The sequence below is a fragment of the Pseudomonas folii genome (assembly GCF_014357575.1).
Lineage (GTDB): Bacteria > Pseudomonadota > Gammaproteobacteria > Pseudomonadales > Pseudomonadaceae > Aquipseudomonas > Aquipseudomonas folii.
Genome location: NZ_JACONW010000027.1, coordinates 14,536 through 39,881 on the forward strand (window position 1 = coordinate 14,536; position 25,346 = coordinate 39,881).

Genomic DNA, 25,346 nt, shown 5'->3' on the forward strand with positions numbered 1-25,346 from the left:
AAAGCCGGTCCCACGACATTGCACAAGCACCGCTCCCACAGAAGCCGCGCGCCAACAGGCTCTCCACTCCACCCTTTTTCCTGTCGATACAAGCTGTTACTGTTGACGACCCAAAAGCCCAAGCCGTCTGGATCGTGATACGTCCCTTCCTGCTCATCATCAGCCTGGCCTTGAGCTTTCCCGTCTACGCGGCCATCAGCGAGAGTCATGGCTACGCGCAGTTCGGTGTTCTCAAGTATCCAGCCAGTTTTACGCATTTCGACTGGGTAAACCCCGAGGCGCCGAAAGGTGGCACCTTGAGAATGATGGCTTTTGGCTCGTTCGACACGCTCAACCCTTATACCTTCAAGGGCAGCAGCCCGATTTCGACGGCCAATTTCCTGCAGTACGGCGTCAATGAGCTGAACGAGCCGTTGATGGTGGGCACTGGTCAATACGATCCCTCCGGCGACGAACCGACTTCAAGCTATGGCCTGATCGCACAAAGTGTCGAGTTCAGTGAAGATCGCAGCTGGGTAGTCTTCAACATCCGCCCGCAGGCCCGCTTCCATGACGGCAAGCCAATCACTGCCTACGACGTGGCGTTCTCCTATCGCACCCTGCTCAAAGACGGCCATCCTCAGTACCGCACCGCCCTTCAGGAAGTGCAGCGAGTCGATATTCTCAATCGCCACCGCATTCGTTTTGTCTTCAAACGCACGGGCAATCCACTGTTGATCCTGCGTTTGGGCGAGTTGCCGGTTCTGCCTCAACACTATTGGAAAGATCGTGACTTCAAAGCCACGACCTTCGAGCCACCACTGGGCAGTGGGCCGTACCGGATTACCAAGGTGCAACCCGGTCGGCAACTGGTCTTCGAGCGGGTCAAGGATTACTGGGGCAAGGATCTCGCGGTCAATCGTGGCAAATACAACTTTGACCGGGTTGAAGTCGAGTTCTATCGCGACAGCGACGTCGCCTTCGAAGCCTTCAAAGCAGGCGAGTTCGACATCTACATCGAGCATCAGGCCAAGAACTGGTCCACGGGCTACAACTTCCCGGCCGTGGCCAACGGCCAGGTCATCAAGGCGCAGATCGAGCACAAGATCCCGACCCAGACGCAGGGTCTGTTCATGAACACCCGGCGCGCCATGTTCGCCGACGTACGGGTACGTGAAGCACTGGGGCTGATGTTCAACTTCGAATGGACCAATCGCACCCTGTTCAGCGATGCCTATTCGCGTACCACCAGCTACTACCCCAACAGCGAATTTTCCGCCACCGGCCTGCCTACCGGTGCCGAATGGCTGCTGCTATCGGCGTATCGCGAGCAATTGCCTCCCAGCCTGTTCACCCAGCCGTTTACGGTGTCGAAAACCGACGGTGGCGGCATTCCGCGTGAAACCCTGCGCAAGGCCTTGAAGCTGTTTGGCGACGCGGGCTGGAAGCTGTCGGATCACGGTCTGGTGAATGCCAAAGACCAGCAACTGCGTTTCGAGATCCTGCTGGTCAACCCAAGCCTTGAACGTATCCAGCAGCCTTTTATTGAAGACCTGCGCCGGATCGGCATTGACGCCCGCTTACGCACGGTCGACCGTGCGCAGTACAAGCAGCGCCTGGACCAGTTCGATTTCGACATGATCAGCATGACCATGGCGCAGACCCTCAGCCCCGGCCTGGAACAGTGGCAGTACTTCCACTCCAGTCAGGCCGCAATCAAGGGCAGCAAGAATTACGCGGGCGTCGCCAGTCCTGTAGTCGACGGCCTGCTCAATCAACTGCTCGCCGCGCAGACCCGGGATTCGCAAGTGGCGGCCGCCCGCGCGCTGGATCGCGTCCTGCTGTCACAGCACTACATGATCCCCAACTGGTATCTGAACAATCATCGCCTGGCGTACCGCAACCGGTTCGCCATGGTCACCACCCCGCCCTACACCCTGGGTTTGCGTGCGTGGTGGATAAAGCCTCTGGAGAAGACCCAATGAACCCGTTGCGTTCCCTGCTCAAGCAGGCTGGCGGCCTGTTGCTGGTCGGTATTGCCTGCACCGCCCAGGCTGCGCCCCAGCACGCCCTGACGCTCTATGACGAGGCGCCGAAGTACCCCGCCAACTTCAAGCACTTCGACTATGTGAACCCGGATGCGCCCAAGGGCGGCACCATTCGCCAGGCAGGTTTTGGCAGCTTCGACAGCCTCAACCCGTTTATCAACAAGGGCACGCCCGCCGAAGACCTTGGCCTGGTCTACGACACACTGGCCCGTTCCAGCCTGGATGAGCCTCTGACCGAATACGGGTTGATCGCCAGCAAGATTGAAAAAGCACCGGACAACACCTGGGTGCGTTTTTATCTGCGTCCCGAAGCACGCTTCCATGACGGTCACCCGATTCGCGCCGAAGACGTGGAGTTTTCCTTCAATACCTTGATGAAAGATGGCTCCCCGATGTACCGGGCGTACTACGCCGGGGTAGACAAGGTAGTCGTCGAGGATCCGCTGCGGGTCCTGTTCAAGTTCAAGAACAGCGACAGCCGCGAATTACCGCTGATCATCGGACAGCTGCCGGTGTTGCCCAAACATTTCTGGGCCACACGTGAGTTCAACAAAGGCAATCTCGAGTTTCCGTTGGGCAGCGGCCCGTACAAGGTCGCCGAAGTCAAAGCCGGGCGCCTGGTTCGTTATGAACGGGTCAAGGACTATTGGGCCAAGGACTTGCCGGTCAACCGCGGCCAGTACAACTTCGATGTGATGAGTTACGACTACTATCGCGACAGCGACGTGGCGTTGCAGGCCCTCAAGGCCGGTCAATACGACTACCGCATGGAAAATACCGCGAAAAACTGGTCCGCAGCCTATGACATCCCTGCCGTGCGCGAAGGCCGGTTGATCAAGGAAGAACTGCCAAACGGCAACCCGCAGGGGATGCAGGGCTTCGTCTTGAATTTGCGCCGCCCGATGTTCCAGGACCCGAAAGTGCGTGAAGCGCTGACGCTGCTGTTTGATTTCGAATGGACCAACAAGCAGTTGTTCAACGGCTCCTACACGCGCACCAAAAGCTACTTCGACAATTCGGAAATGGCCTCCAGCGGCCTGCCCTCTGCCGCGGAGTTGAAGCTTCTCGAGCCGTTGCGCGGCAAGATTCCTGATCGGGTGTTCACGGATGAATTCGTGCTGCCAACCACCGACGGAAGCGGCATAATTCGTCCGCAAATGCGCCGTGCTTACCAGTTGCTGCAAGAAGCAGGCTGGCGCATCAAGGACGACCACATGACCGACGCGCAGGGTAATCCGGTCAAACTGGAATTCCTGATGGCGCAAACCGCCTTTGAGCGGGTCATGCTGCCTTACAAGCGCAACCTCAAGGACCTCGGTATCGAACTGACCATCCGCCGCGTGGATGTCGCCGAATACATGAACCGCCTGCGTTCGCGAGACTACGACATGATTGTCAGCAGTTATCCGCAATCTTCGTCGCCGGGTAACGAGCAACGTGAGTTTTTCCATTCGGTGAGCGCCGACCGCGCTGGCAGCCGCAACTTCATGGGCCTCAAAGACCCGGCAGTCGATACGCTGGTGGATGGCCTGATCAACGCCGACTCGCGGGAAAATCTGATCGCCCACACCCGAGCTCTGGATCGCGTGCTGCTGTGGGGCTTCTACATGGTGCCCAACTGGCACATCAAGAGCTGGCGCATCGTCTACTGGGACCACCTGGCGCATCCGGAGGCCAAGGCCTTGTCGGATATCGGACTGACCAATTGGTGGGTAAAACCGGATGTGAAGCCTGCACCGCCGCAGCAACCTGTCCCCGATGCAGACGCCGAGAAGGAGGAGCGCTGACATGCTGGCTTATATCCTGCGACGTCTGCTGCTGATTATCCCGACGCTGTTCGGCATCCTCCTGATCAACTTCGTGATCATCCAGGCCGCGCCCGGTGGCCCGGTAGAGCAAATGATCGCCAAGCTCGAAGGCTTCGAGGGCGCCACCACGCGAATCGCAGGTGGCGGCTCCGAAGTCTCGGTGGCTGGCTCCAACTATCGCGGCGCACAAGGTCTTGACCCGGCCCTGGTGAAAGAAATCGAGAAGATGTACGGCTTCGATAAATCGGCGCCGGAACGTCTATGGATCATGATCAAGAACTACGCCCATCTGGACTTCGGCGACAGCTTCTTCCGTGACGCCAAGGTGGTCGACCTGATCATCGAAAAGATGCCAGTGTCCATTTCCCTCGGGTTATGGAGCACCCTGATCATGTACCTGGTGTCGATCCCGCTGGGGATCGCCAAAGCAACCCGACACGGCAGCCATTTCGACGTCTGGACCAGCTCGGCAATCATCGTCGGTTACGCAATCCCGGCCTTCCTGTTCGCTATCCTGCTGATCGTGATGTTTGCCGGGGGCAGCTACTTTGACTGGTTCCCGTTACGCGGCCTGACTTCGAACAACTTCGACGAGCTGAGCACAGGCGGCAAGATTCTCGATTACTTCTGGCACCTGGTACTGCCGGTTACCGCGCTGGTGATCGGCAACTTCGCGACCATGACGCTACTGACCAAAAACAGTTTCCTCGACGAAATCGGCAAGCAGTACGTGACCACTGCCAAGGCCAAGGGCCTGAGCAACAACCGCGTGCTCTACGGCCACGTGTTCCGCAACGCGATGCTGCTGGTGATTGCCGGTTTCCCGTCGGCGTTCATCAGCATTTTCTTTACCGGCTCCCTGCTGGTGGAAGTGATCTTCTCCCTCGACGGCCTGGGCCTGATGAGTTTCGAAGCCGCCATCAACCGCGACTATCCCGTGGTGTTCGGCACGCTGTTTATCTTCACCCTGCTTGGGCTGGTGGTGAAACTGATCGGGGACATCACCTACACACTGGTGGACCCGCGCATCGACTTCGAAAGCAGGAAGCATTGATATGAAGTTGTCTCCTCTGAATCGTCGACGCTTCGAGCGTTTCAAGGCCAACAAGCGCGGCTGGTGGTCCCTGTGGCTGTTCCTGATCCTGTTCGTCCTGAGTCTGGGCGCGGAACTGATCGCCAACGACAAACCGCTGGCCATACGGTACGACGGCGCGTGGTACTTCCCGGTACTCGAGCGCTATCCAGAAACCACCTTCGGTGGCGAATTCCCGCTGGAAGCCAATTACAAAAGCCCCTACATCAAGGAACTGCTTGAAGCCAAAGGCGGCTGGACATTGTGGGCACCGATCCCTTTCAGCTACCAGAGCATCAATTACGACCTGAAAGTCCCCGCCCCTGCCCCGCCCTCATCGGAAAACCTGCTCGGCACGGATGACCAGGGGCGAGACGTACTGGCCCGGGTGATCTACGGTTTCCGCATTTCGGTGCTGTTCGCCCTGACCTTGACCGTACTCAGCTCAATCATCGGCGTCATCGCCGGTGCCTTGCAGGGTTTCTACGGCGGTTGGGTGGACCTGGTAGGCCAGCGTTTCCTGGAAGTCTGGTCCGGATTGCCGGTCCTCTACCTGCTGATCATTCTTGCCAGCTTCGTGCAGCCCAACTTCTGGTGGTTGCTGGGCATCATGCTGCTGTTTTCCTGGATGAGCCTGGTGGATGTGGTGCGCGCCGAGTTCCTGCGCGGGCGCAATCTGGAATACGTGCGTGCCGCCCGTGCGCTGGGCATGGAGAATGGCGCGATCATGTTCCGCCACATTCTGCCCAACGCCATGGTCTCGACCATGACCTTCATGCCGTTTATCCTCACCGGCGCCATCGGTACCCTCACTGCGCTGGACTTCCTTGGCTTTGGTTTGCCCGCCGGGTCGCCGTCACTGGGCGAGCTGGTTGCCCAGGGTAAATCCAACTTGCAGGCCCCATGGCTGGGCATCAGCGCCTTCGCGGTCCTGGCCCTGATGTTGAGCCTGCTGGTATTTATCGGCGAGTCCGCCCGCGATGCTTTCGACCCAAGGAAATGAAATGAACAATGACAATCTGATCGAGATCCGCGATCTGGCCGTCGAGTTCGTGTCCGGCGAAGGCTGTCAGCGCGTGGTCGAAGGCATCAATTTTGATATCCGCCGGGGCGAAACCCTGGCGCTGGTGGGTGAAAGCGGCTCAGGTAAATCGGTCACCGCCCACTCGATCCTGCGTCTGCTGCCTTACCCGCTGGCCCGCCACCCAAGCGGCACTATCCGCTATGCCGGTCAGGACCTGTTGACCCTGGACGAGAGAAAACTGCGCAAGATTCGCGGTAATCGCATCGCGATGATCTTCCAGGAGCCGATGACCTCGCTGAACCCATTACAGTCGATCGAGAAGCAGATCAATGAAGTCCTCGGCCTTCATAAAGGTCTGACCGGCAAGGATGCGACCCGCCGCACCCTTGAACTGCTGGAGCTGGTGGGCATCCCCGAACCCGTGAAACGCCTGAAAGCCCTGCCCCATGAGTTATCGGGCGGCCAACGGCAACGGGTGATGATCGCCATGGCGCTGGCCAACGAGCCGGAACTGCTGATTGCCGACGAGCCAACCACAGCGCTGGACGTCACGGTACAACTGAAAATCCTCGAACTGCTCAAGGAACTGCAGGCACGTCTGGGCATGGCGTTGCTGCTGATCAGCCATGACTTGAACGTTGTGAAGCAAATAGCCAACCGCGTATGTGTCATGCAGCGCGGTTGCATCGTCGAACAAGCGTCCTGTGACGAATTGTTTCGTTCGCCCCAGCATCCGTACACCAAAATTCTGCTCAGCGCAGAGCCCAGCGGCGGCCCGGCGGCCAACCCGGCGGGCGCACCGCTGCTGGAAGTGGAGGATCTGCGGGTCTGGTTTCCGATCAAGAAAGGCCTGCTCAAACGCACCGTCGATCACGTCAAGGCAGTGGACGGCATCCACTTCAGCCTGCCCAAAGGGCAAACGCTGGGGATTGTCGGTGAAAGCGGCTCGGGCAAATCGACGTTGGGCTTGGCGATTCTTCGTCTGATCGGTAGCCAGGGAGTCATCCGTTTCCAGGGCGAAACGCTAGACTGCCTGTCGCAGCAACAGATTCGTCCGTTGCGTCGACAGATGCAGGTGGTTTTTCAAGACCCGTTTGGCAGCTTGAGCCCGCGGATGTCGGTGGGTGAAATCGTTGGCGAAGGCCTGCGTATCCATCGCATGGGCACAGCGGCCGAACAGGAAACTGCAATTATCGAAGCACTCAGAGAGGTAGGACTGGATCCGGAAACCCGGCACCGCTACCCTCACGAGTTCTCCGGTGGGCAACGGCAGAGAATCGCCATTGCCCGGGCACTGGTATTGAAACCGGCGCTGATTCTGCTGGACGAGCCCACTTCGGCGCTCGACCGGACAGTGCAGCGTCAGGTAGTCGAGCTACTGCGCTCGCTGCAAACCAAGTACAACCTGACGTATTTGTTTATCAGCCATGACCTGGCTGTCGTCAAAGCCCTCAGCCACCAATTGATGGTGGTCAAGCAGGGTCAAGTGGTCGAACAGGGGGATGCGCAAGAAATCTTTGCCGCACCGCAACATTCTTATACACAGCAGTTACTGGAAGCCGCCTTTTTGGCACCAGTAGCTGTCGATTAACCTGAAGAGGAACAACACATGGGTTTTCTCGCCGGTAAGCGCGTCCTGATCGTCGGTGTCGCTAGCAAACTGTCCATCGCATCCGGCATCGCTGCCGCCATGCATCGCGAGGGTGCAGAGCTTGCCTTCACCTACCAGAACGACAAACTCAAAGGTCGCGTCGAAGAATTCGCCGCTGGCTGGGGTTCGGGCCCTGAGCTGTGCTTCCCTTGTGACGTCGCCAGTGACGAAGAAATCGCCAAGGTCTTTGAAGACCTGAGCAAGAAATGGGATGGCCTGGACGTGATCGTTCACTCCGTTGGCTTCGCTCCAGGTGACCAGCTGGATGGCGACTTCACCGACGCCACTACCCGCGAAGGTTTCCGCATCGCTCACGACATCAGCGCCTACAGCTTCGTGGCATTGGCCAAAGCCGGTCGCGAAATGATGAAAGGCCGCAATGGCAGCCTGCTGACTCTGTCGTACCTGGGTGCCGAGCGCACCATGCCGAACTACAACGTGATGGGTATGGCCAAGGCCAGCCTGGAAGCCGGTGTACGTTATCTGGCAGGCAGCCTGGGTCCGGAAGGCACTCGCGTCAACGCGGTATCGGCCGGTCCGATCCGTACGTTGGCGGCTTCGGGTATCAAGAACTTCCGCAAGATGCTGGCCGCAAACGAGGCGCAAACTCCGCTGCGTCGTAACGTGACCATTGATGAAGTCGGCAACGCTGGCGCGTTCCTGTGTTCGGACCTGGCGTCCGGCATCAGCGGCGAAATCATGTACGTGGACGGTGGTTTCAACACTACCGCTATGGGCAATATCGAAGAGTAATCTTCGAGTACGCCTGTGAGAAAGCCCGCAGCTTGTGAGAGTTGCGGGCTTTTTTTGTGGGCGTTTGGTTGCTCATGTGTACATATCCGTTATTGCGGTAATGGCTGGTATTGGTTGCGCTTTTACAGCGCGTCACTTTTGATAGATCCGGAAGCCTGCCCAGACAAAAGTAACCAAAAACGCTCTTGCCCCATCACTCGGCACCTCGCTGGCGCTCGGTGTACCCGCCCGCAGATCCTGAACCGTGGGCCGCCGCAACGGGCCATCCATGGCCCAATGCGGCTAACCCGGCGTCCTGCCACTCTTCAACTCAAGAGCGCTCCACGCTTCAGAATCTGCGTTCGGCCAGCGTGATTTAACGGGGCGCCTCAGATCAAGATCAAAAGCGCGGCGGCCTGAGAGCCGACCTGGTTTATGAGCTTTCCGGGCATCTGTAGGAGCTGCCGAAGGCTGCGATGCATTGTGTCAGACGACGTATGCGTTGGCCGTGGTAACGTCTCGCGAACAAGTTCGCTCCTACCGGTCCGTGGTGAAACCGCTGCTTTTGATTTTGATCTTAAGCGCCCCGTTAAACCACGCCGGCCGTAATTCGATATTGCTGCGTGGGGGCTCTTGTTAAATGAAGAGGCGGCAGGAATGCCGGTTTAGCCGCCTCAGGCCATGGATGGCCGGTGGTGGCGGCCCCACGCAGCAATGTCGGATTACGGGCATGCCGAGCCTAAGCGAGGCACCAAGTGGTGGGGCAAGAGCCTTTTGGTTACTTTTGGCTGGGCCGGCTTCCGGAACCAAAAGTGACGCGCCGTAAGGGCGCAACCAATAGAAGCCGTTACCTAAATAACGGATATGTACACAAATCAGGCCTCACCCTCAGCCTGATTCCTCTCCCCCATCTTCTTGCTACGCTTCTCCAGCACCAGATAAACCACCACAGCAATCGTCAACGGCAGCAGAAAGTAAATCGCCCGGTAGCCAATCAGCGCCGCTAGCAACGTGCCCTTGGAGAACTCATCCTGCAGCAAGGTCATGAAGACCGTCTCCAGCACCCCAAGCCCGGCCGGAATATGCGTGATGACACCGGCAATGCTACTGATCAGCAACACCCCGAGAATGGCTGGATAAAATGCTTTGTCCGGCAACAACGTATAAATCACCAACGCCATCAACGACCAGTTCAGCGCGCCAAGACTGGCCTGTAACAGCGCCTGCTTCATGGAAGGCAGCGTGATTTCCTGCTTGCGAATCGTCCAAGAACGACGCTTGGAAAACCGGCAAGCCAGCAAATACGCACCCGACACCGCCAACAACGCAAAGCCAATCAGCCGTAGCGTTCCAGTCCCTACGGCCCAATCCTTTGGCAGCTCCAGGAAACCCATGGAGAACACGCCACCGGCCAGAATCATGTAACCCAGCCAGTTGGTAATCAGGCTCAGACTCAAGATACGAGTAATAGTCGGCACATCCAGCCCGAGTCGGGAATACAGGCGATAACGCAAGGCAATCCCGCCGACCCAGGAACTGAGGTTCAGGTTGAACGCATAACAGACAAACGCCACCGGCACGATCTGTTTGATCGCCAACTTGTGCCCGGTATAAAACCGCGCCAATACATCAAAACAGCAATACGTCAGGTAACTGCACAGCGCAATCACCACACCCAAAGCCAGGGTGCTCAGCTTGTAGGATTGCAATGCCTGCTTCACTTCCTGCCAGTCGAGGTTCTTGACCAGCAGGAACAACAACACCGGCACCGCAATGAAGAAGAACAGGTTGAAGGCACGCTTGGCCCACTTCCATTTGTTGCTTTGCTTCTCTTTTTCTTTTGGCTGATCCGAAGACGCCTCATAAGCCTGACTCATAGCGACTTCTCCTGATCCGATTGCAGGCTGGACTTCAATTGTTCTGTCACGCTGCTTTTCTCGTTTTCAACAACGCTGGCTTCAGGAATCACATCCGCAGCCCGCAACGGTTTGAGCCTCATGCCATGGGCCGGAAACAAGCCAGCGATGGCCGGGAAGTGACGCAGGAAGTGAAAACTCAGGAAGATCATCGGCGCACGCCACCACTGACCGCGTGCTGCGCCCCGCAGGCTCATCTCTTTACTGTGGGTAGCAGCGAGTCCGGTCAAATGCTCGTGCAGATGCTGGTTGAGCTGTTGGTCACGGATGAACAGGTTTACTTCAAGATTCAGCGCAAGGCTTAGCGGGTCCAGGTTGCTGGAGCCGACGGTGGACCATTCGCGGTCGATCAGCGCGACTTTGCCGTGCAGAGCGCGCTGGGTGTATTCGTGAATTTTGACCCCGTCACGCAATAAATAGGTGTACGTCAGACGCGAGCACACGCGCACGAACGGCATGTCCGGCTGGCCTTGCAGAATCAGCGTGACCTTGACGCCGCGCCGCGCCGCATTGCGTAACTCGCGCAGGAAGCGGTAGCTGGGGAAGAAGTAGGCATTGGCGATGGTGATCCGCTGTGTTGCATTGCGAATCGCCAACAAATACTGCTCTTCGATATCCGTGGTGTGCTCTTCGTTGTCACGTTCACACAAGAGCATTCGCGCACTGCCCGCGTGCTGGGTCGCTACCCGCAGCGCCGGGACTTTGGCTCGTACGGCCTCACTCAACAGGCGCAAGGCGGACTTGTGAATATCGCCGACGATAGGGCCGCGAACCAGAACTGCATAATCCTGTTTGGCGGTCAGACCGGTGTCGCTCATGTGATCAACGCTGTAGTTGATGCCACCAATGAAGGCCAGTTCACCGTCGATCACCACGACTTTGCGATGCAGACGCCGGAACAGGTTGGTGCGCATGCCCATCAGGCGCGGACGCGGATCGAACAGCTGAATATGCACACCCGCAGCCAGCATCCTGCCGACAAACGACTTGCTGAGATCCGAAGTACCGTAATCGTCGACGGTCACCACGACGTAAGCACCGTTGCTCGCCGCTTCAATTAGCGCTTGCTGCAGTGCTTCCCCGATCCGGTCTTCGAAAATGATGAAGGTTTCCAGCAGCACTTCTTTGCGCGCCGCGCGGATGCATTCGAAGACGCGGGTGAAATAGTCTTCGCCGTTGATCAGCAATTCAACCGAATTGCCCTCCTGCCACTGCCCGTGGTTATTCGCCTGATCACTCATAAGGTTAACTCCACTGCCAGCGGCGCATGATCTGAAAGGTGTGACCACGGACGATTGGACAAGACTTTGGGTCGATTGCTCGTGGCATTGCGTACATAAATGCGATCCAGCCGAAGTAACGGCCAGCGCGCGGGAAAGCTTTTAGCGGGAACACCGAAGTGCTTCACGAAAACCTCGTGCATCCCGGTGCCTTCCAGTGCGGCATCTGCGCGCTGACGCCAGTCGTTGAAATCGCCAGCTACGATCACCGGCTCACCTTCAGGTAACCGGGCCAGCAATTCGGCGAGCAGCTTCAGTTGCTGCAACCGATGATTTTCCCGCAGGCCCAGGTGCACGCAGATGGCATGCACGTGACCGTGATGGGGAACGTCCAGCACACAGTGCAGCAGGCCGCGCTCTTCCGTGCCATGGATCGAGATGTCGAGGTTCTCGTGGTAGCTGATCGGGTACTTGGACAGCAGTGCGTTGCCGTGGTGGCCGTGGGGATAGACCGCGTTGCGGCCATAGGCGAAATCGCCCCACATGCTGTCGGCAAGGAATTCGTATTGCGAAGTGGTTGGCCAATCCTTGACGCGCTGCGCATGATTTTGATGTTCGCCGTGCACTTCCTGCAAAAACACCACATCGGCGGACACCGAGCGCACCGCGTCCCGCAGCTCGGGCAAAATAAACCGGCGATTCAGAAAGCCGAATCCCATGTGCATGTTCATAGTCAGTACGTTCAGAGAAACGCTGGCGGATGTCGCCGTTCGCACGCCAACGGGCGTTGTGGCAGTGGTCAAAACTCAACTCCTTGCAGGTCGCCCGGCGCAACGTCCAGCCGTTTGGCGAGATCGAAGCGCTCCAGCAATTGACGGGCGTCATACGGCGCACGGACTTTAAGGTCGTTATCGAAGTAGCAGTAGATATCCCGGGACTTTCGTTTAGGAGTCGCAGACTTCCGGGGTTCAGCGATTACCACCTGCGCGTCGGACGGTTGCGAGCCTTTACGCCAGGCATCGATACGATCGCCCCAATGCTCGATGGCCTCGTCGGTATAGCCACTGGCGTAAAGCTTTTTATCGCCGTGCAGCCGCAGGTAGACAAAATCACTGGTCAGGTCTTCGATGTAAGGCCACTTGCCCGCAGTGTCCGCCATCACCAACGCTACCTTGTACTTGCGTAACAAGGTGATGAACTCGGGCACCTTGAAGCTTGCATGACGGATTTCTACCGCATGCCGCAGCCGACCGGTCTTGGGAAGATCCAGATAACCGGGTTTTTGCATTTTTTCGTCGCACTGCGCAGCGCAAAGCCTGGCCTGCTTCATGTCATGAGGCAGTAGCTTAAGGAAGTGTTCGAATTTTTCCGCATCGAATTTGAAGCTCGGCGGAAACTGCCAGAGGATCGGACCCAGTTTCTGTTTGAGCTGAAAAATACCCGACGCAAAGAAATTGGCGACAGGTTTTTCAACCTCATTCAAGCGCCGCACATGGGTAATGAAACGCGGGGCTTTGACACTGAATACAAAATCATCAGGCGTATCGGCATACCAGCGCGCATACAGCTCCGGCGATTGCAGGGCGTAAAACGACCCATTGATCTCGATACTGTTGACCGCACGCGAGGCGAACTTAAGCTCGTTTTTCTGCGTCAGCCCTTCTGGATAGAAGTCGCCCCGCCACGGGACGTAGCGCCAGCCGGAGATGCCAATGCGGATATCGCTCATGATGAGAGGCCCAGTGCAATGCGCGGCGCCTGAAAGCTGCGGACCTCCAGGCGCGATCCTGGCCGAGGTCCACGCCCGCTTTCAGGCATGAATGTTCACGTCATATGAAGCCTGGCACTGGCACAGGTTCCATACCGATTTGTCAGCTCATCCGCGCCTGACTGACCGAGTCCGCGAAGCTTTTGTATTTAAGGCCCAGTTCCGCCGCATAGTAGTGAACGTCTGGAAGTTCCATATTCGACATAGTGAAGCCGAGCAGTGCCTCCATGACTGCCATTTGTTCAGACTCGAAACTAACGCTGCCGTCAGCGCGTATGGCGCTGATGCCGTCCTGGCGCTGGCCGTTTTGATTGACCGTGATTGCATCGTTGCGCGACACACCATACGGCAGAGCCAGCAGCACCTGCCCCATTCCTACGCGAACCGGATAGCCGCCCGGCAGCCCGTTCGGACCGGGGACATGGGTGATGATTTCATGCTCGGCGTACAGATTCTCCAACAGACGAACCGCGGAGATTGCGTTGAAGAAATTGATATCCACCCCGCCCAGGCTGCGAAAATGTGTGCCTACCGCGTTAAAAATCGCTTCATCAGCAAACTCGCCAGTGCGGTCAAGGTTATCCACCCAATAGGTGAGTCGGTACTGCGTATCGGGGGCCATGCCCGTGCGCGCAACCTGCTGACATAGGCTTTGCTGCGCAACCAGTCGAACCCGAACGCTCTCAGGTGGACGCATGGCCATCCGGGCAATCGACAACCGAACACCGGGAATCATAGTGGCAATACCGCCAATCCCGGTGTCTGGCGCCATGCCCACCTTATCAAGCACCGCGTTGACGGCGTCAGGAAACGCCGCGTTGACGGTCACAACCTTTACCCCGGAATGTTTGATTGCCCGCATAAGTTCGTAGGCTGGCGCAAGATGCATGGGCAACCAGGGACCGAATCGGGCCTTGTCCAGTGCCTGATAGTGCTCCGTTGGTAATTGAGTCATCATCCGCCATGACAGCAACGAAGCACTGTTAAAAATGATGTCCGGGCGAACCCAATAAATAGTCCTGGCGTTCGCCTCTATATTACCTTCGGTCAGATCCATGACGAGGGGATGAGCGGTACACGTACCCCCCATCTGTAAACATCCCAACCGCAGAAGGTGACAAAGCCGGGTGACTTTTTCCAGATCACGACCGGCCACGTAGAAGATAAAATCATCTCTAGGCATTAACATCTTCAGGATCTGCAGGCACAGGTCGCCCCCGCCTACTAACATAAGCTTTTTCTTTTCCATTTCGGTATTCCCGCCTGGCAGAGGCCCCGGAACCTTTAGTCCGTACGTCGAAGTGCGTCTTACATCACAACAGGGGCTCTATCTCGCTCTCGTGATTGCGCTCTACAGCAAGTCAAAAGCCTTTAACGTTTTACCTGTCTGAACAGCGCCCCCCAATTGAGACCTCCAATCAACTTTATGGGCAACCAAACAGAATCCAAAGACATGTTTAGAGCCTTATAAAGACATTGGATAAGCCCACAAAGCCACTGCCCATTCGGGTGTAACATGACATTTACACCGCCCCCGGCTTTCGACCAGATACTGCCCTGCGAGCAGGTGTAAAGATGGATCCAGGATTAAACACTGTCAATTAACTAACCCGTCTTTAACAGCACTATTGGATATAACTAATCAGGTTTTAAATCCGAACATTCAAACTCAGCGCTCACCTCATGCGCCTGGGCGAGCGCTCATGATCCATGCTTCGGCGACGCAACCTGGTTTCGGGCATGGGTATTGCTGTAACGATATAAGCGACTCTCAGTCAAAAAAGTGTCCACAGTGCGGGCACTGACTGAACCGCCATTGCTGAGCAAGCGGGAGGATTAGCCGGTCGAAACACGACACGCCATAATCGGGCTGCGACCATTTGCATCTGTGCCTAGAATGCCAAAAGACATCAAGGGAAAACACCGTGAATACACCTTTAGCAGCACGTTATAGCTACAGAGCCCGTTGGCTTCACTGGGTTATGGCCGTCCTGATCGTGCTGGCCTATGCCCTGATCCTGAGCCGCACACAATTTGCCCGTGGTTCTGGCTTGCGAACTTTCGTAGTACAGAGCCACTTCTGGGTTGGCATCCTGGTGCTGACCCTCGCATTTTTCCGCGTTGCTGAGCGACGTCGTCATACACCACCGGATGTCACCCCACCGCTTGAAGGTTTTCTGCGACTCGCGGCAACCGCTTCTCACTACCTGCTGTATGCATTCCTGTTTGCGCAACCGCTGCTGGGGCTATTCACAGTGCTGATAGAAAAAGGCTCGCTGCCCGTTCCTTTGACGGATTTTCTGATCCCTTCGCCCTTCCCACTCTCCGAGCGCTTCGCCGAATCACTGGAAGACCTGCACAAATTGCTGGGGTCGATTTTTTACTACGTGATTGGCCTGCATGTCGTCGCCGCGATCTGGCATCACTTTGTACGCAAGGACAATACGCTCAAGCGGATGGTGTAAATCTCACTGATACCACGTAGGTGTGCGGCAAACGGAGATCCCGTAGGAATGCCTTACATTCAGGCAGCCATACGTAGTTGATAAGAGCAAGGGCCGCTCAAGGTATGATCGCCAACACTCACCGTTACTGCCTCCCTGATATCAAGGACGTTCCATGCAAAACCGCTTGCTGACTTCCCTGGCTATTGCCGTGTGTGCATCGACTTCCTCCCTGGCCAATGCCAGCAGTGATGACGCTTGCTATCCGACCTGGTCGATACTCAGCGAACAACTGGACACTTGCAGCAGCTTGCCTTTCCTGAGCCCAGGCAATGACAGCTCGGTGAATCTGCGGCTGTTACTGGCCAATGCCGGTAAGTTGCAACTGAGCCCCGCGGCACTGAACAAGGATGACCTGGCGGAAGGTTACGGCGAAGTACCGTTTGCTCATTACCGTCTGATGCCTGTGCCTGACGACGTCGATGAAGAGGTTGGCAAAGAAGGTCACACACTCGGCCTGAATGAAATGCTTGCCACGCTAGGTATCAAGCGCGAACCCGCAGAGGTGGCCGGTGATATGTTGGTGGACGGCGAAGGCAGCCGCTGTCGCAGCAACAATGAAACCACCGCCACGGACTTTGTTCGCGAATTGACCGGAACGCCTGAACTCTCCCCGGCCGAACGCGCTGCTCTGGCCAATAGCCGGATGCAGATGCTCCCGGCCTGCGGGTGGGAACCCGAGCAACTGATCAGTTTGTTACCCGGCGAAATAGTCTCGACCACAGGCAAAGCTTTCGTCACCTATCTGCAAGCGGCGGCCGACTTCTACAGCGGACGCTTCGTCGAAGCGAGCAAAGGCTTTACCTTACTGGCCGATAATCCAAACGAGTGGCTGAAAGACACGGCGCTGTACATGATTGGCCGAACCGAGCTGAATCTGGCTCAGGAAAAGGCCTTCGAGTACGGTGAACTGAGGCCGGAACGCGTCGATCTGGCCGCAGCCAGACGTGCCGAAAGCGCCTTCAGGAACTACGTCGATAATTACCCCTATGGCGTGTACTCCAACACCGCCACTGGCTTGTTGCGCCGGGTGCATTGGCTGACCCGGGACAACGACAAGCTTGCCGCTGATTATGAAGCGCAGTTGCTGGCCCCGAGCGGAAACCGCCCGGCTTACGAAGCTCTGGTTCGCGAAGCTGATCTCAAGTTGATCACGCCGAACACAACCGCGGTCAAGTCGCCCATGATCGCAGCCGTCAACGACCTTATGCGGATGCGTGAAGGATCCGACAAAACGCTGAGCAAAGCCGGTCTGATGGCGCAAAAGGACACGTTCGCCGAACATCCTGAGCTCTTCAACTATTTGCAGGCCGCGTTTGCCCTGTACGTCGAGAACAATCCGGCCAGTGCCTTGCAACTGCTACCCAATGCCATTCCTGCCGAACTCCACTACCTGGCGTTCAGCCAACAGATGCTGCGTGGGTTGGCTCTGGAAGCCAATCAGGATTCGAAGGACGCACAGGCGCTGTGGCTGCAATTAATGCCTCTGGCCAAATTGCCACTGCAACATGAACAATTGCAGTTAGCACTGGCCATGAGCTACGAGCGCGACGAACAACTGGCCAGGGTCTTCGCCGCTGACTCGCCGATCAAAGCCGAAAAGGTGCGTTACATCCTGCTCAGTAAAGCTGCTGATGCGGACCTGTTGCGTCAACAGGTCATTCAGGGTGCGAGCGATACCGAGCGTAATACCGCGCTGTTTGTTTTGCTCTACAAGGACCTGATGCGCAGTCAGTTCGCCGCGTTCGGCGAGGATCTCAAACAATTACCAGAAATCCCCTCAGCAGAAAAACTTAGCTATAGCCTTGGCTATGTCTACGATCAGGGGCAGGCTCTGACGCTGTTTCGCTGGCAAGGCGACAAGGCCGAATCCGGCTACGTCTGCCCGAGTATTGCGGACACCGCCGCGACGTTGGACAAAGATGCGAAGAATCCCCGGAGCCTGAATTGCATGGGCGAATTCATCCTGCGCAACAGTCTGGACAGCATGCCGCTGGACGAAGCGCGCAGCGCCGACGTCCTCGGCGGCACAGCCCCCGGTTTTGCCGGGCAGGTATTCTCCAGGCACAGCGCGTATCAAACCGTTATCGCCAATCCAAAAGCCGACCACGAAGACAAAGCCTACGCACTGTTTCGTGCCATCAACTGCTACGCCCCGTCGGGCAACAATGGTTGTGGCGGTAAAACAGTAGAGCCCTCAGTACGCAAGGCGTGGTTCAAAAAGCTCAAGGGTGGATTTGCCGATACACGCTGGGGTAAAACCCTTCAGTACTACTGGTAACCCGGGATGCGCGGCTGGCTGATATTGCTGTGCCTGTTACAGCTGAGCCCGGCCAGCGCGGCGGTGAAAGCAGAGGCTTATGATGCCTTCTGGCTGTGGGGCGGCGTCGCGGCACAGCCGGTGCTGGGTACGGCGAAAACCCTTTACCTTTTGCAAGGCCAGATCAGCAGTTCGCGCAGTGAACAGCATCGTCGGGTCAACTTAGTGGCTCAAGGTATGCCAGTGACGAAGCTGCCTCAGCGCGAAGTCTGGATCGTCTATCGCGCTCATACCCTACGCTGGCCTGAAGCGGTCTATAGCCAACTGTTTGGCCAGATAAAACGCTGGCGTCAGGCGGGTAACCAAGTGGAAGGTATCCAGATCGACTTCGATGCCCGCACTCGCTATCTCGACGAATACCTGGCATTCCTGCGCGACCTTCGCCAACGTCTGCCCGCCGACTATCGCCTGAGCATCACCGGCCTGCTGGATTGGAGTAGCCATGCAGACGCTTCCGTTATCGGCGAACTCAAAGGCGTGGTCGATGAAGTGGTGGTGCAAACCTATCAGGGCCGCCACAGCATTCCGGACTACAGTGCTTACCTGCCCCGAATCAGTCGGCTGGGTTTGCCGTTTAAAATAGGGCTGATTCAGGGCGGAGTATGGCAAGCGCCTGACTATCTGCAAGACAACCCATGGTTCAAGGGTTATGTGGTGTTTTTGCAGAACCCCTGATCATTGATCCTGGATCCCGTGTTGCTCATTCGCTTACAGCCTCGCGGCTAAAGCCGCTCCTACGGACCTCATATATTTATAGGAGTGGCTTTAGCCGGGCGGACTTATTGCCTGATGCGCTTAGTCCGGCGGACGAGCCGGTCTTACACGTACTTCAGTATTTCTTCGCTGGCGACGACGGTGGCGTATTCCCCGTGCAGATTGCCAAGCGACATGGCATGCACGTCTTCAGCAGTACGTGGCGTATCAAAGAAATCGTTCTTGTCGAAGGTAAAACAACCGTCATGGGGCACGATCACCTCAAACCCCAGATTGCCACCGGTGCGAGCAGTGGATTCCACTGAATTGTTGGTGACAACACCAACGATAACGACCTGAGTGATGGAATCGTCTTTTAACCACTGCGCCAAGGGCAAATTGCAGAACGCATCAGGCACCTGTTTGCGCAATTCACGCTCACCGTCCAAAGGCAAAAAGGCGGGCTGATATTCAACTCCGGACTGCTCTGGCCAAAACACGGATTCCGGTTCTCGTGAAAAATGCCGGATGTGGATCACAGGCCTTTGGGAATAACGCCAGGCCTAGAGCAGCGCGAGCATTTGCCCTTCAGCCTGAGGATTATTGCGGCGGCCCAATTTGGGATGCTGAATGCCTTGTTGCATATCGATGATCAGTAGCGCGGCGTTAGCGTGAATATCCATTGAGTTGGCTCTATAAAAAACTTCTAGACCGCACTGAACGCTGCGGGCAGACCCTGCTCGGCGAACTGCTCGAGTACAAAATCCACGAATGCCCGAGTCTTGCCAGGCAACAATTTGTGCTCCGTGTAATAGAGCGAAATATTACCGTCGTCAACGTACCAATCGGGCAATACACGGACAAGTTGACCGCTGCGTAAATACGGCACGGCAAACGGCATACTGACCAACGCGATGCCCAGTCCCTGCTCGGCAGCAGAACACGCAGCCTCTGAATCACTCATGGTCATGCGCGGCTTCAGGTCAAGGGCGCTGTACCGATGATCGCGGCTGGTCAGCGGCCAGGAGCGAATTCGTCCCGTCTGCGGCGAGCGGATCAGAATTCCTGGATGGATCTGCAGATCCTCGGGCTGATCAATAACCGGCTGCCCGGCCAGATAACCCGGCGATGCCACGAGCACCCGGTGCGCAGGCGCCAACTTGCGCGCCACAACTCCTTGAGGCAGATCAAAGCCGCCGCCTATGGCTGCGTCAAATCCCTGCCCGATCAAGTCCACCTGTCGGTTATCGAAATGCCAATCCGGCGTGATAGCCGGGTAACGGCGCAGAAACTCGGCCAGCAGCGGCACGATGTAAAGCCGTCCGAAGATCGTCCCCATGCTGACTTTAAGCGTGCCAGTCGGTTGCCCTTCTGCACTGGCGAGATTGGCAACGGCATTTTGAATGGTGGTGAAACTGGCAGCGACTTCCGTCAGAAAACGTTGCCCGGCTTCTGTCAGTGTGAGACTGCGGGTACTACGCTGAAACAGGCGCACCCCCAATCGCGCTTCCAGCCTGGCGACACTTTTACCCACGGCCGCAGGCGTCAGGCTTAGACGCCGTGCCGCTTCGGCAAAGCTGCCCACCTCCGCGCTGCGCACAAAGCATTCGATGCTGCTCAAGTTTTCCATCAGCTGGATTCTAAACTTTTGGTTTACACAGACTATCGCAATTACCGTCTACTCAGGATGCAATCTGCGCCGGATACTGGCTCCCATCAACTCACCTACCCACTGCTCAGGAGAAACTCATGACTCAGCACACACCACTCAGCGGCAAAATAGCGCTCGTTCAAGGTGGCTCACGGGGCATCGGCGCAGCCATCGTCAAACGTCTGATCGAAGAAGGCGCGTCAGTCGCTTTTACCTACGTCAGCTCCGAAGCCAAGGCACTGGAGTTGCAGGACAGCATCACTGGCAATGGCGGCAAGGCCTTGGCAATCAAAGCCGACAGCGCAGACGCAGAAGCCATTCGCAATGCAGTCGCCCTCACGGTTGAAAAATTCGGTCGCGTCGACATCCTGGTCAACAACGCAGGCGTACTCGCCGTCGGTCCGCTGGAAGAATTCAGTCTGGAAGATTTCGACCGCACCCTGGCTATCAACGTGCGCAGCGTATTCATTGCTTCCCAGGCCGCAGCGAAGCACATGGGCGATGGTGGTCGCATCATCAACATCGGCAGCACCAACGCCGATCGCATGCCCTTCGCCGGTGGCGGCGTGTACGCCATGAGCAAATCGGCACTGGTCGGGCTGACCAAAGGCCTCGCCCGGGACCTGGGCCCACGGGGCATCACCATCAACAACGTACAACCCGGCCCGGTCGACACCGACATGAACCCGGCAAGCGGCGACTTCGCCGAATCGCTGATCCCGCTGATGGCTATCGGGCGTTATGGCCACGCTGAAGAGATCGCCAGCTTCGTCGCCTACCTTGCGGGCCCGGAAGCGGGTTACATCACTGGTGCGAGTTTGACGATTGATGGTGGGTTTGGGGCTTGATGGATCGGCGGGCTATCGATTGAGGTGGCTTTGAAGGCAATGAATTAAAGACAAACAGCCAGAAACGAAAAACCCCTGACTTCTCAAGGAAGTCAGGGGTTTCGTTTGTAGCGAATTTGGCGGTGAAGGAGAGATTCGAACTCTCGATACAATTTCTTGTATACACACTTTCCAGGCGTGCTCCTTAAGCCACTCGGACACTTCACCGTATCTCGTCACACCGTTGGTCTGTCGAGGCGCGCTAATGTAGTCGAAAGCTTTTACGAACGCAAAGGTTTTTTCAGAATTTTCATGCGGTTAAGCAAATCCCCCTCTGCGCGCCTAGCGCCAACTCATGATCACAGGGTTTCAACCTATTACCGGTGCTGACCGAGGTGATTTCCTGTGGAGCATTGCTTTATATTCGAATCCTGCTCGGCGGAGATCGAAAGCGATGGCACATTCACCCCGGTATCAAATCTCGGAATCCGTACGCAATATTGAAACAGAGGTGGGCAAGCTGCTGGACCTGGTTGTCATGCTCAAGGAGGCTGGCGACGAAGGATTGTCAGGGAACGTGGCGCTCCAGGCGCACAAACTGTTGGAGGCTGCAGTGGCGCTGAGGATGGCGATGGCGGGTTGATGGCCGCAGACCAATTACACATGACAGACCCGGTGGCACTGGCAGCTCATCCCCCAATCACGCACAATCCCCTTCCCGTCGCTTTGGCGCGTTGCGCTGGAGATGATCGACTTGGCTGCAAACCTGCCGGAGAACCCGATGAATCTGCTCGAATGGAACGACGTTACTCAAGCCAAATACCTTGAGACCAACCCTCTTCTGCGCGATGAAATCCAGGGCCTGAGCGCCAAGGATCAGCAAGATCAGATCAAATGGGCTTTTGAAGATGAAGCAGAAGCACAAGGCATCGAGCCTTGGGAGCTGGCAGCGCAATTGATCGCTGAAACCCCTGAGGAACTCAAGGCCATGCGCCTTGACACCCATCGGCAGGTAGCCGAGGCGCTGGGCATGGACTGGGCCGAATATTGCGAGCTGAACGACATTCAGGAGTAACGCACTGATGAGCACATCGTCCGAAGCAGGGGCTGCCGTTTACTCGCCCCTGACGCTGAAGCTTTATGACGCGTGGGTGCTTGGGATTTCCAACCAGTTCGCCTGGCACTGCCCTACCCGGCAGGTGTTACAGCCATTCTTCGACCGTCACGTGGGCGCACGCCATCTGGATGTGGGTGCCGGCACCGGTTATTACCTGGCAAACGCCCGCCTGCCAGACACCACTCATGTCACCTTGCTGGACCTGAACCCCAGTAGCCTTCAAGCCGCCAAAGACCGCTTCGGTCGCGCTGACACGCAAGTCCTGCAGCATGACGTGTTCAAGCCGCTGGATGCCTCGCAGCATGGCCGCTATGACTCTATCTCGCTGTTCTATCTGTTGCATTGCCTGCCGGGCACCATGGCTGACAAAGCCCAGGTGTTCGCCAGCCTCAAGCCCTGCCTGAAAGACAACGGGGTGTTGTTCGGCGCCACCATCCTCGGAGATGCGGCCGGGCACAATGGCTTTGGCCGCAAGCTGATGGACATTTACAACAAGAAAGGGATTTTCGGTAATCGCAGCGATACGGTGGCCGGTCTGCGCAGTGCCCTTGACCAGCACTTCGCTCAGGTGAGTATTGAGGTGGTGGGAAAAGTGGCGCTGTTCAGTGCTCGATCAGCGATTCTGTAAGCTGCCACTGACACCAGACGATCAAAGAAAAGCTGACTCGGTAGTCATCGCTTTACCTGCCCCTTGCGGGTGGGTAACGTCTGCTCACGTCAATAACAAGGAACATTGCCATGAGTGATTTGATCTCTTACCAACTGGAAGATGGCATCGCCACCCTGACGCTGAGCAACGGCAAGGTCAACGCTATTTCTCCTGAGGTAGTGGCCGCTTTCAACAGTGCGCTCGATCAAGCCGTGAAAGATCGCGCGGTGGTGATCATCACCGGCCAGCCCGGAATTCTTTCCGGTGGCTATGACCTGAAAGTCATGACGTCGAGCGCCGAAGCTGCCATCAATCTGGTCAAGGAGGGCTCGACGCTGGCCCGACGCATGCTGGCCCACCCCTTCCCCATCGTGATCGCCTGCCCCGGTCATGCAGTCGCCAAAGGCGCTTTCCTGCTGCTGTCTGCTGATTATCGGATCGGTGTCGAAGGGCCATTCAGCATTGGTTTGAATGAAGTGCAGATAGGCATGACCATGCACCACGTCGGCATTGAGCTGGCCAGGGATCGCTTACGCAAATCGGCTTTCCATCGCTCGGTCATCAACGGTGAAATGTTCGATCCGAAAGGTGCGATGGACGCAGGGTTCCTCGACAAGCTGGTCAGCGTCGAAGAGCTGACTGAAGCTGCACGCACAGCAGCGCTGCAATTGAAAAAGATCAACATGAATGCTCACAAGCACACCAAACTGAAAGTGCGCAAAACGCTGCTGGAAACCCTGGATGCGGCTATTGAAGCCGATCAGCAGCATTCGCTGAGCTGACTTCAATCGCCTGTCGAAACAGGCGTGGGAGAGCCCGCGAACTCGGCGGGTTTTGCCGACTCTTATTCGTGAGCCCGCTGCCGGGCATCCCCCGCCACTCTCAGGATGCAAAACCAAAATGGGTCGAGTCGTTGCCGCTGCGGTATACAGTGCAGGCAAGAAAGTCAGCAATATCAGCCTCGAAGAAGGCGCAGCCTGGGCTGCAAAACCGGGTCATTTTGTATGGATCGGTCTTGAGCAACCAACTGCAGCCGAGCTGTCCAGCCTCAAGGAGCAGTTCAAACTGCATGAGCTGGCCCTTGAAGACGCCCTCGAAGTACACAGCCGCCCCAAACTGGAAACCTTCGGTGACGCACTGTTTATCGTCACGTACGCACCGGTCCGAGAGAACGGCAAACTGGAGTTCGTTGAAACTCATATCTTCGCCGGCAAGGGTTACATCATCACCTCGCGCAATGGTCACTCCAAATCCTATGGACTGGTGCGCCAACGCTGTGAAGCGCGGCCGCTGCTGCTGGAGCATGGCGAAGACTTCGTGCTCTACGCTTTGCTGGATTTCGTCACTGAAAACTATCAGCCGGTCACCGAAGCCATCCATTGCGAGCTGGAAGAGCTGGAACACAGCGTGCTGACGGGGGCATTGAAAGAGAGCGACATCCAGCGCATCCATAGTCTACGTCGCGACCTGTTGCGCCTGTGGCGATACGTAGCGCCGATGGTGGAAGTGGGTGAAGAGCTGCAGAAACTCAGCTTCCCTTTCATCGACAAGAACATGCGGCCTTACTTCCGAGATGTGGAGATTCACGTCAAACGGCAGATGGAAGATCTGGGCAACCTGCGTGATATCGCCAGCCAGACCATTGAAATCGGCCTGCTGCTGGAGTCTTCACGTCAAAGCATCGTGCAACGCAAGTTTGCTGCCTATGCGGCGATCCTTGCAGTGCCTACAGCCATCGCGGGCATTTACGGCATGAACTTCGAGAACATGCCGGAGCTGACCTGGCACTATGGGTATTACGTGGTGCTGGGCACGATCGTGACGGTATGTGGCGGGCTGTTCGCGAGCTTCAAGCGTTCAGGTTGGCTTTGAAAACCTTTGTACGACATGAGACGTGGGACCGGATTTATCCGGGAAAGGGGCGGCACACCCACTGCATCTTCATCGTCTGTACTGCCGCTTTCCCGGCTGAAGCCGGTCCCACGACAACTCGCAAAATCCGGAACCTGCGCAACCCTGTGGGACCGGCTTTAGCCGGGAAAGGGCCGGTGCATCCACTGCATCTTCTTCGTCTGTACTGCCGCCTTCCCGGCTGAAGCCGGTCCCACGACAACTCGCAAAATCCGGAACCTGCGCAATCCTGTGGGACCGGATTTATCCGGGAAAGGGCCGGTGCATCCACTGCATCTTCTTCGTCTGTACTGCCGCTTTCCCGGCTGAAGCCGGTCCCACGACAACTCGCAAAATCCGGACCTGCGCAATCCTGTGGGACCGGCTTTAGCCGGGAAAGGGCCGGTGCATCCACTGCATCTTCGTCGTCTGTACTGCCGCTTTCCCGGCTGAAGCCGGTCCCACGACAACTCGCAA

Annotated in this window: 21 protein-coding genes, 1 tRNA gene and 1 pseudogene; 15 read left to right on the forward strand and 8 right to left on the reverse strand. The window is 56.9% G+C overall.

What is annotated here, in order from left to right; genetic code table 11:
- The first annotated feature begins 134 nt into the window (after positions 1-134).
- From H8S59_RS08310 to fabI, 6 genes are read left to right on the forward strand one after another with little or no spacing between them, the layout of a single operon-like run.
- Complete coding sequence (locus tag H8S59_RS08310; RefSeq protein WP_187521095.1) at positions 135-1,964, forward strand: ABC transporter substrate-binding protein; 1,830 nt, start codon at positions 135-137, stop codon at positions 1,962-1,964.
- Positions 1,961-3,814, forward strand: coding sequence for an extracellular solute-binding protein (locus H8S59_RS08315; RefSeq protein WP_187521096.1), 1,854 nt, complete (start codon positions 1,961-1,963; stop codon positions 3,812-3,814). The genes H8S59_RS08310 and H8S59_RS08315 overlap by 4 nt, the downstream gene beginning before the upstream one ends.
- 1 nt (position 3,815) lies before the next feature.
- On the forward strand, positions 3,816-4,889 hold the full coding sequence (locus H8S59_RS08320; protein ID WP_095099488.1) for a microcin C ABC transporter permease YejB: 1,074 nt from the start codon (positions 3,816-3,818) through the stop codon (positions 4,887-4,889).
- Between the two features lies 1 nt (position 4,890).
- On the forward strand, positions 4,891-5,910 hold the full coding sequence (locus tag H8S59_RS08325; protein WP_095099491.1) for an ABC transporter permease: 1,020 nt from the start codon (positions 4,891-4,893) through the stop codon (positions 5,908-5,910).
- 1 nt (position 5,911) lies between these two features.
- Positions 5,912-7,522, forward strand: coding sequence for an ABC transporter ATP-binding protein (locus H8S59_RS08330; protein WP_095099494.1), 1,611 nt, complete (start codon positions 5,912-5,914; stop codon positions 7,520-7,522).
- Positions 7,523-7,540: 18 nt separating this feature from the next.
- Positions 7,541-8,335, forward strand: coding sequence for an enoyl-ACP reductase FabI (gene fabI, locus H8S59_RS08335; protein ID WP_087274483.1), 795 nt, complete (start codon positions 7,541-7,543; stop codon positions 8,333-8,335).
- A gap of 854 nt (positions 8,336-9,189) precedes the next feature.
- Here fabI and H8S59_RS08340 read toward each other — a convergent pair.
- From H8S59_RS08340 to H8S59_RS08360, 5 genes are all read right to left on the reverse strand, one after another.
- Positions 9,190-10,191, reverse strand: coding sequence for a lysylphosphatidylglycerol synthase domain-containing protein (locus H8S59_RS08340; RefSeq protein ID WP_095099497.1), 1,002 nt, complete (start codon positions 10,189-10,191; stop codon positions 9,190-9,192).
- Entirely contained in the window at positions 10,188-11,471 is a 1,284-nt protein-coding gene (gene clsB, locus H8S59_RS08345) for a cardiolipin synthase ClsB (protein WP_095099500.1), read from the reverse strand. The genes H8S59_RS08340 and clsB overlap by 4 nt, the downstream gene beginning before the upstream one ends.
- The gene (locus H8S59_RS08350; protein ID WP_095099503.1) at positions 11,468-12,253 is read right to left on the reverse strand and encodes an endonuclease/exonuclease/phosphatase family protein; all 786 of its coding nucleotides are present in this window, start codon (positions 12,251-12,253) and stop codon (positions 11,468-11,470) included. Before H8S59_RS08350 ends, clsB begins: the two co-directional genes overlap by 4 nt.
- The gene (locus H8S59_RS08355) at positions 12,250-13,179 is read right to left on the reverse strand and encodes a DUF72 domain-containing protein (RefSeq protein WP_187521097.1); all 930 of its coding nucleotides are present in this window, start codon (positions 13,177-13,179) and stop codon (positions 12,250-12,252) included. Before H8S59_RS08355 ends, H8S59_RS08350 begins: the two co-directional genes overlap by 4 nt.
- A 142-nt stretch (positions 13,180-13,321) precedes the next feature.
- On the reverse strand, positions 13,322-14,467 hold the full coding sequence (locus H8S59_RS08360) for a hypothetical protein (protein WP_187521098.1): 1,146 nt from the start codon (positions 14,465-14,467) through the stop codon (positions 13,322-13,324).
- A gap of 676 nt (positions 14,468-15,143) precedes the next feature.
- Between H8S59_RS08360 and H8S59_RS08365 the strand changes: the two genes are divergently transcribed.
- The 3 genes from H8S59_RS08365 (at position 15,144) to H8S59_RS08375 (ending at position 18,717) form a co-directional block, all read left to right on the forward strand.
- Positions 15,144-15,683, forward strand: a complete 540-nt coding sequence (locus tag H8S59_RS08365; RefSeq protein WP_095099510.1) for a cytochrome b — start codon at positions 15,144-15,146, stop codon at positions 15,681-15,683.
- 154 nt (positions 15,684-15,837) lie between these two features.
- Positions 15,838-18,003, forward strand: a complete 2,166-nt coding sequence (locus H8S59_RS08370) for a PA5441 family protein (RefSeq protein ID WP_187521099.1) — start codon at positions 15,838-15,840, stop codon at positions 18,001-18,003.
- Between the two features lie 6 nt (positions 18,004-18,009).
- On the forward strand, positions 18,010-18,717 hold the full coding sequence (locus H8S59_RS08375) for a DUF3142 domain-containing protein (protein ID WP_187521100.1): 708 nt from the start codon (positions 18,010-18,012) through the stop codon (positions 18,715-18,717).
- A gap of 143 nt (positions 18,718-18,860) precedes the next feature.
- Here H8S59_RS08375 and H8S59_RS08380 read toward each other — a convergent pair.
- Positions 18,861-19,418 (reverse strand): annotated as a pseudogene (locus H8S59_RS08380) (cysteine hydrolase family protein).
- Between the two features lie 23 nt (positions 19,419-19,441).
- Positions 19,442-20,365 (reverse strand): LysR family transcriptional regulator, encoded by a 924-nt coding sequence (locus H8S59_RS08385; protein WP_187521101.1) that lies wholly within the window; start codon positions 20,363-20,365, stop codon positions 19,442-19,444.
- Between the two features lie 119 nt (positions 20,366-20,484).
- Here H8S59_RS08385 and H8S59_RS08390 point away from each other — a divergent pair, with 119 nt between their 5' ends.
- Positions 20,485-21,234: a 3-oxoacyl-ACP reductase family protein gene (locus H8S59_RS08390; RefSeq protein ID WP_187521102.1), complete on the forward strand. Its 750-nt coding sequence runs from the start codon at positions 20,485-20,487 to the stop codon at positions 21,232-21,234.
- 117 nt (positions 21,235-21,351) lie between these two features.
- On the opposite strand, the gene H8S59_RS08395 is transcribed toward H8S59_RS08390, so the two are convergent.
- Positions 21,352-21,441 (reverse strand) — tRNA-Ser (locus H8S59_RS08395).
- Positions 21,442-21,568: 127 nt separating this feature from the next.
- On the opposite strand from H8S59_RS08395, the gene H8S59_RS08400 reads away from it, so the two are divergent.
- The 5 genes from H8S59_RS08400 to H8S59_RS08420 all read left to right on the forward strand — a co-directional run bounded on the left by H8S59_RS08400 (position 21,569) and on the right by H8S59_RS08420 (position 24,851).
- On the forward strand, positions 21,569-21,856 hold the full coding sequence (locus H8S59_RS08400) for a hypothetical protein (RefSeq protein ID WP_246475143.1): 288 nt from the start codon (positions 21,569-21,571) through the stop codon (positions 21,854-21,856).
- 138 nt (positions 21,857-21,994) lie between these two features.
- Complete coding sequence (locus H8S59_RS08405) at positions 21,995-22,288, forward strand: DUF6388 family protein (protein WP_095099762.1); 294 nt, start codon at positions 21,995-21,997, stop codon at positions 22,286-22,288.
- A 7-nt stretch (positions 22,289-22,295) separates the two neighbouring features.
- Complete coding sequence (locus tag H8S59_RS08410; RefSeq protein ID WP_187521103.1) at positions 22,296-22,958, forward strand: class I SAM-dependent methyltransferase; 663 nt, start codon at positions 22,296-22,298, stop codon at positions 22,956-22,958.
- 110 nt (positions 22,959-23,068) lie between these two features.
- On the forward strand, positions 23,069-23,761 hold the full coding sequence (locus tag H8S59_RS08415; RefSeq protein WP_187521104.1) for a crotonase/enoyl-CoA hydratase family protein: 693 nt from the start codon (positions 23,069-23,071) through the stop codon (positions 23,759-23,761).
- 118 nt (positions 23,762-23,879) lie between these two features.
- Positions 23,880-24,851, forward strand: a complete 972-nt coding sequence (locus tag H8S59_RS08420) for a magnesium and cobalt transport protein CorA (protein WP_095099538.1) — start codon at positions 23,880-23,882, stop codon at positions 24,849-24,851.
- Positions 24,852-25,346 lie beyond the last annotated feature (495 nt).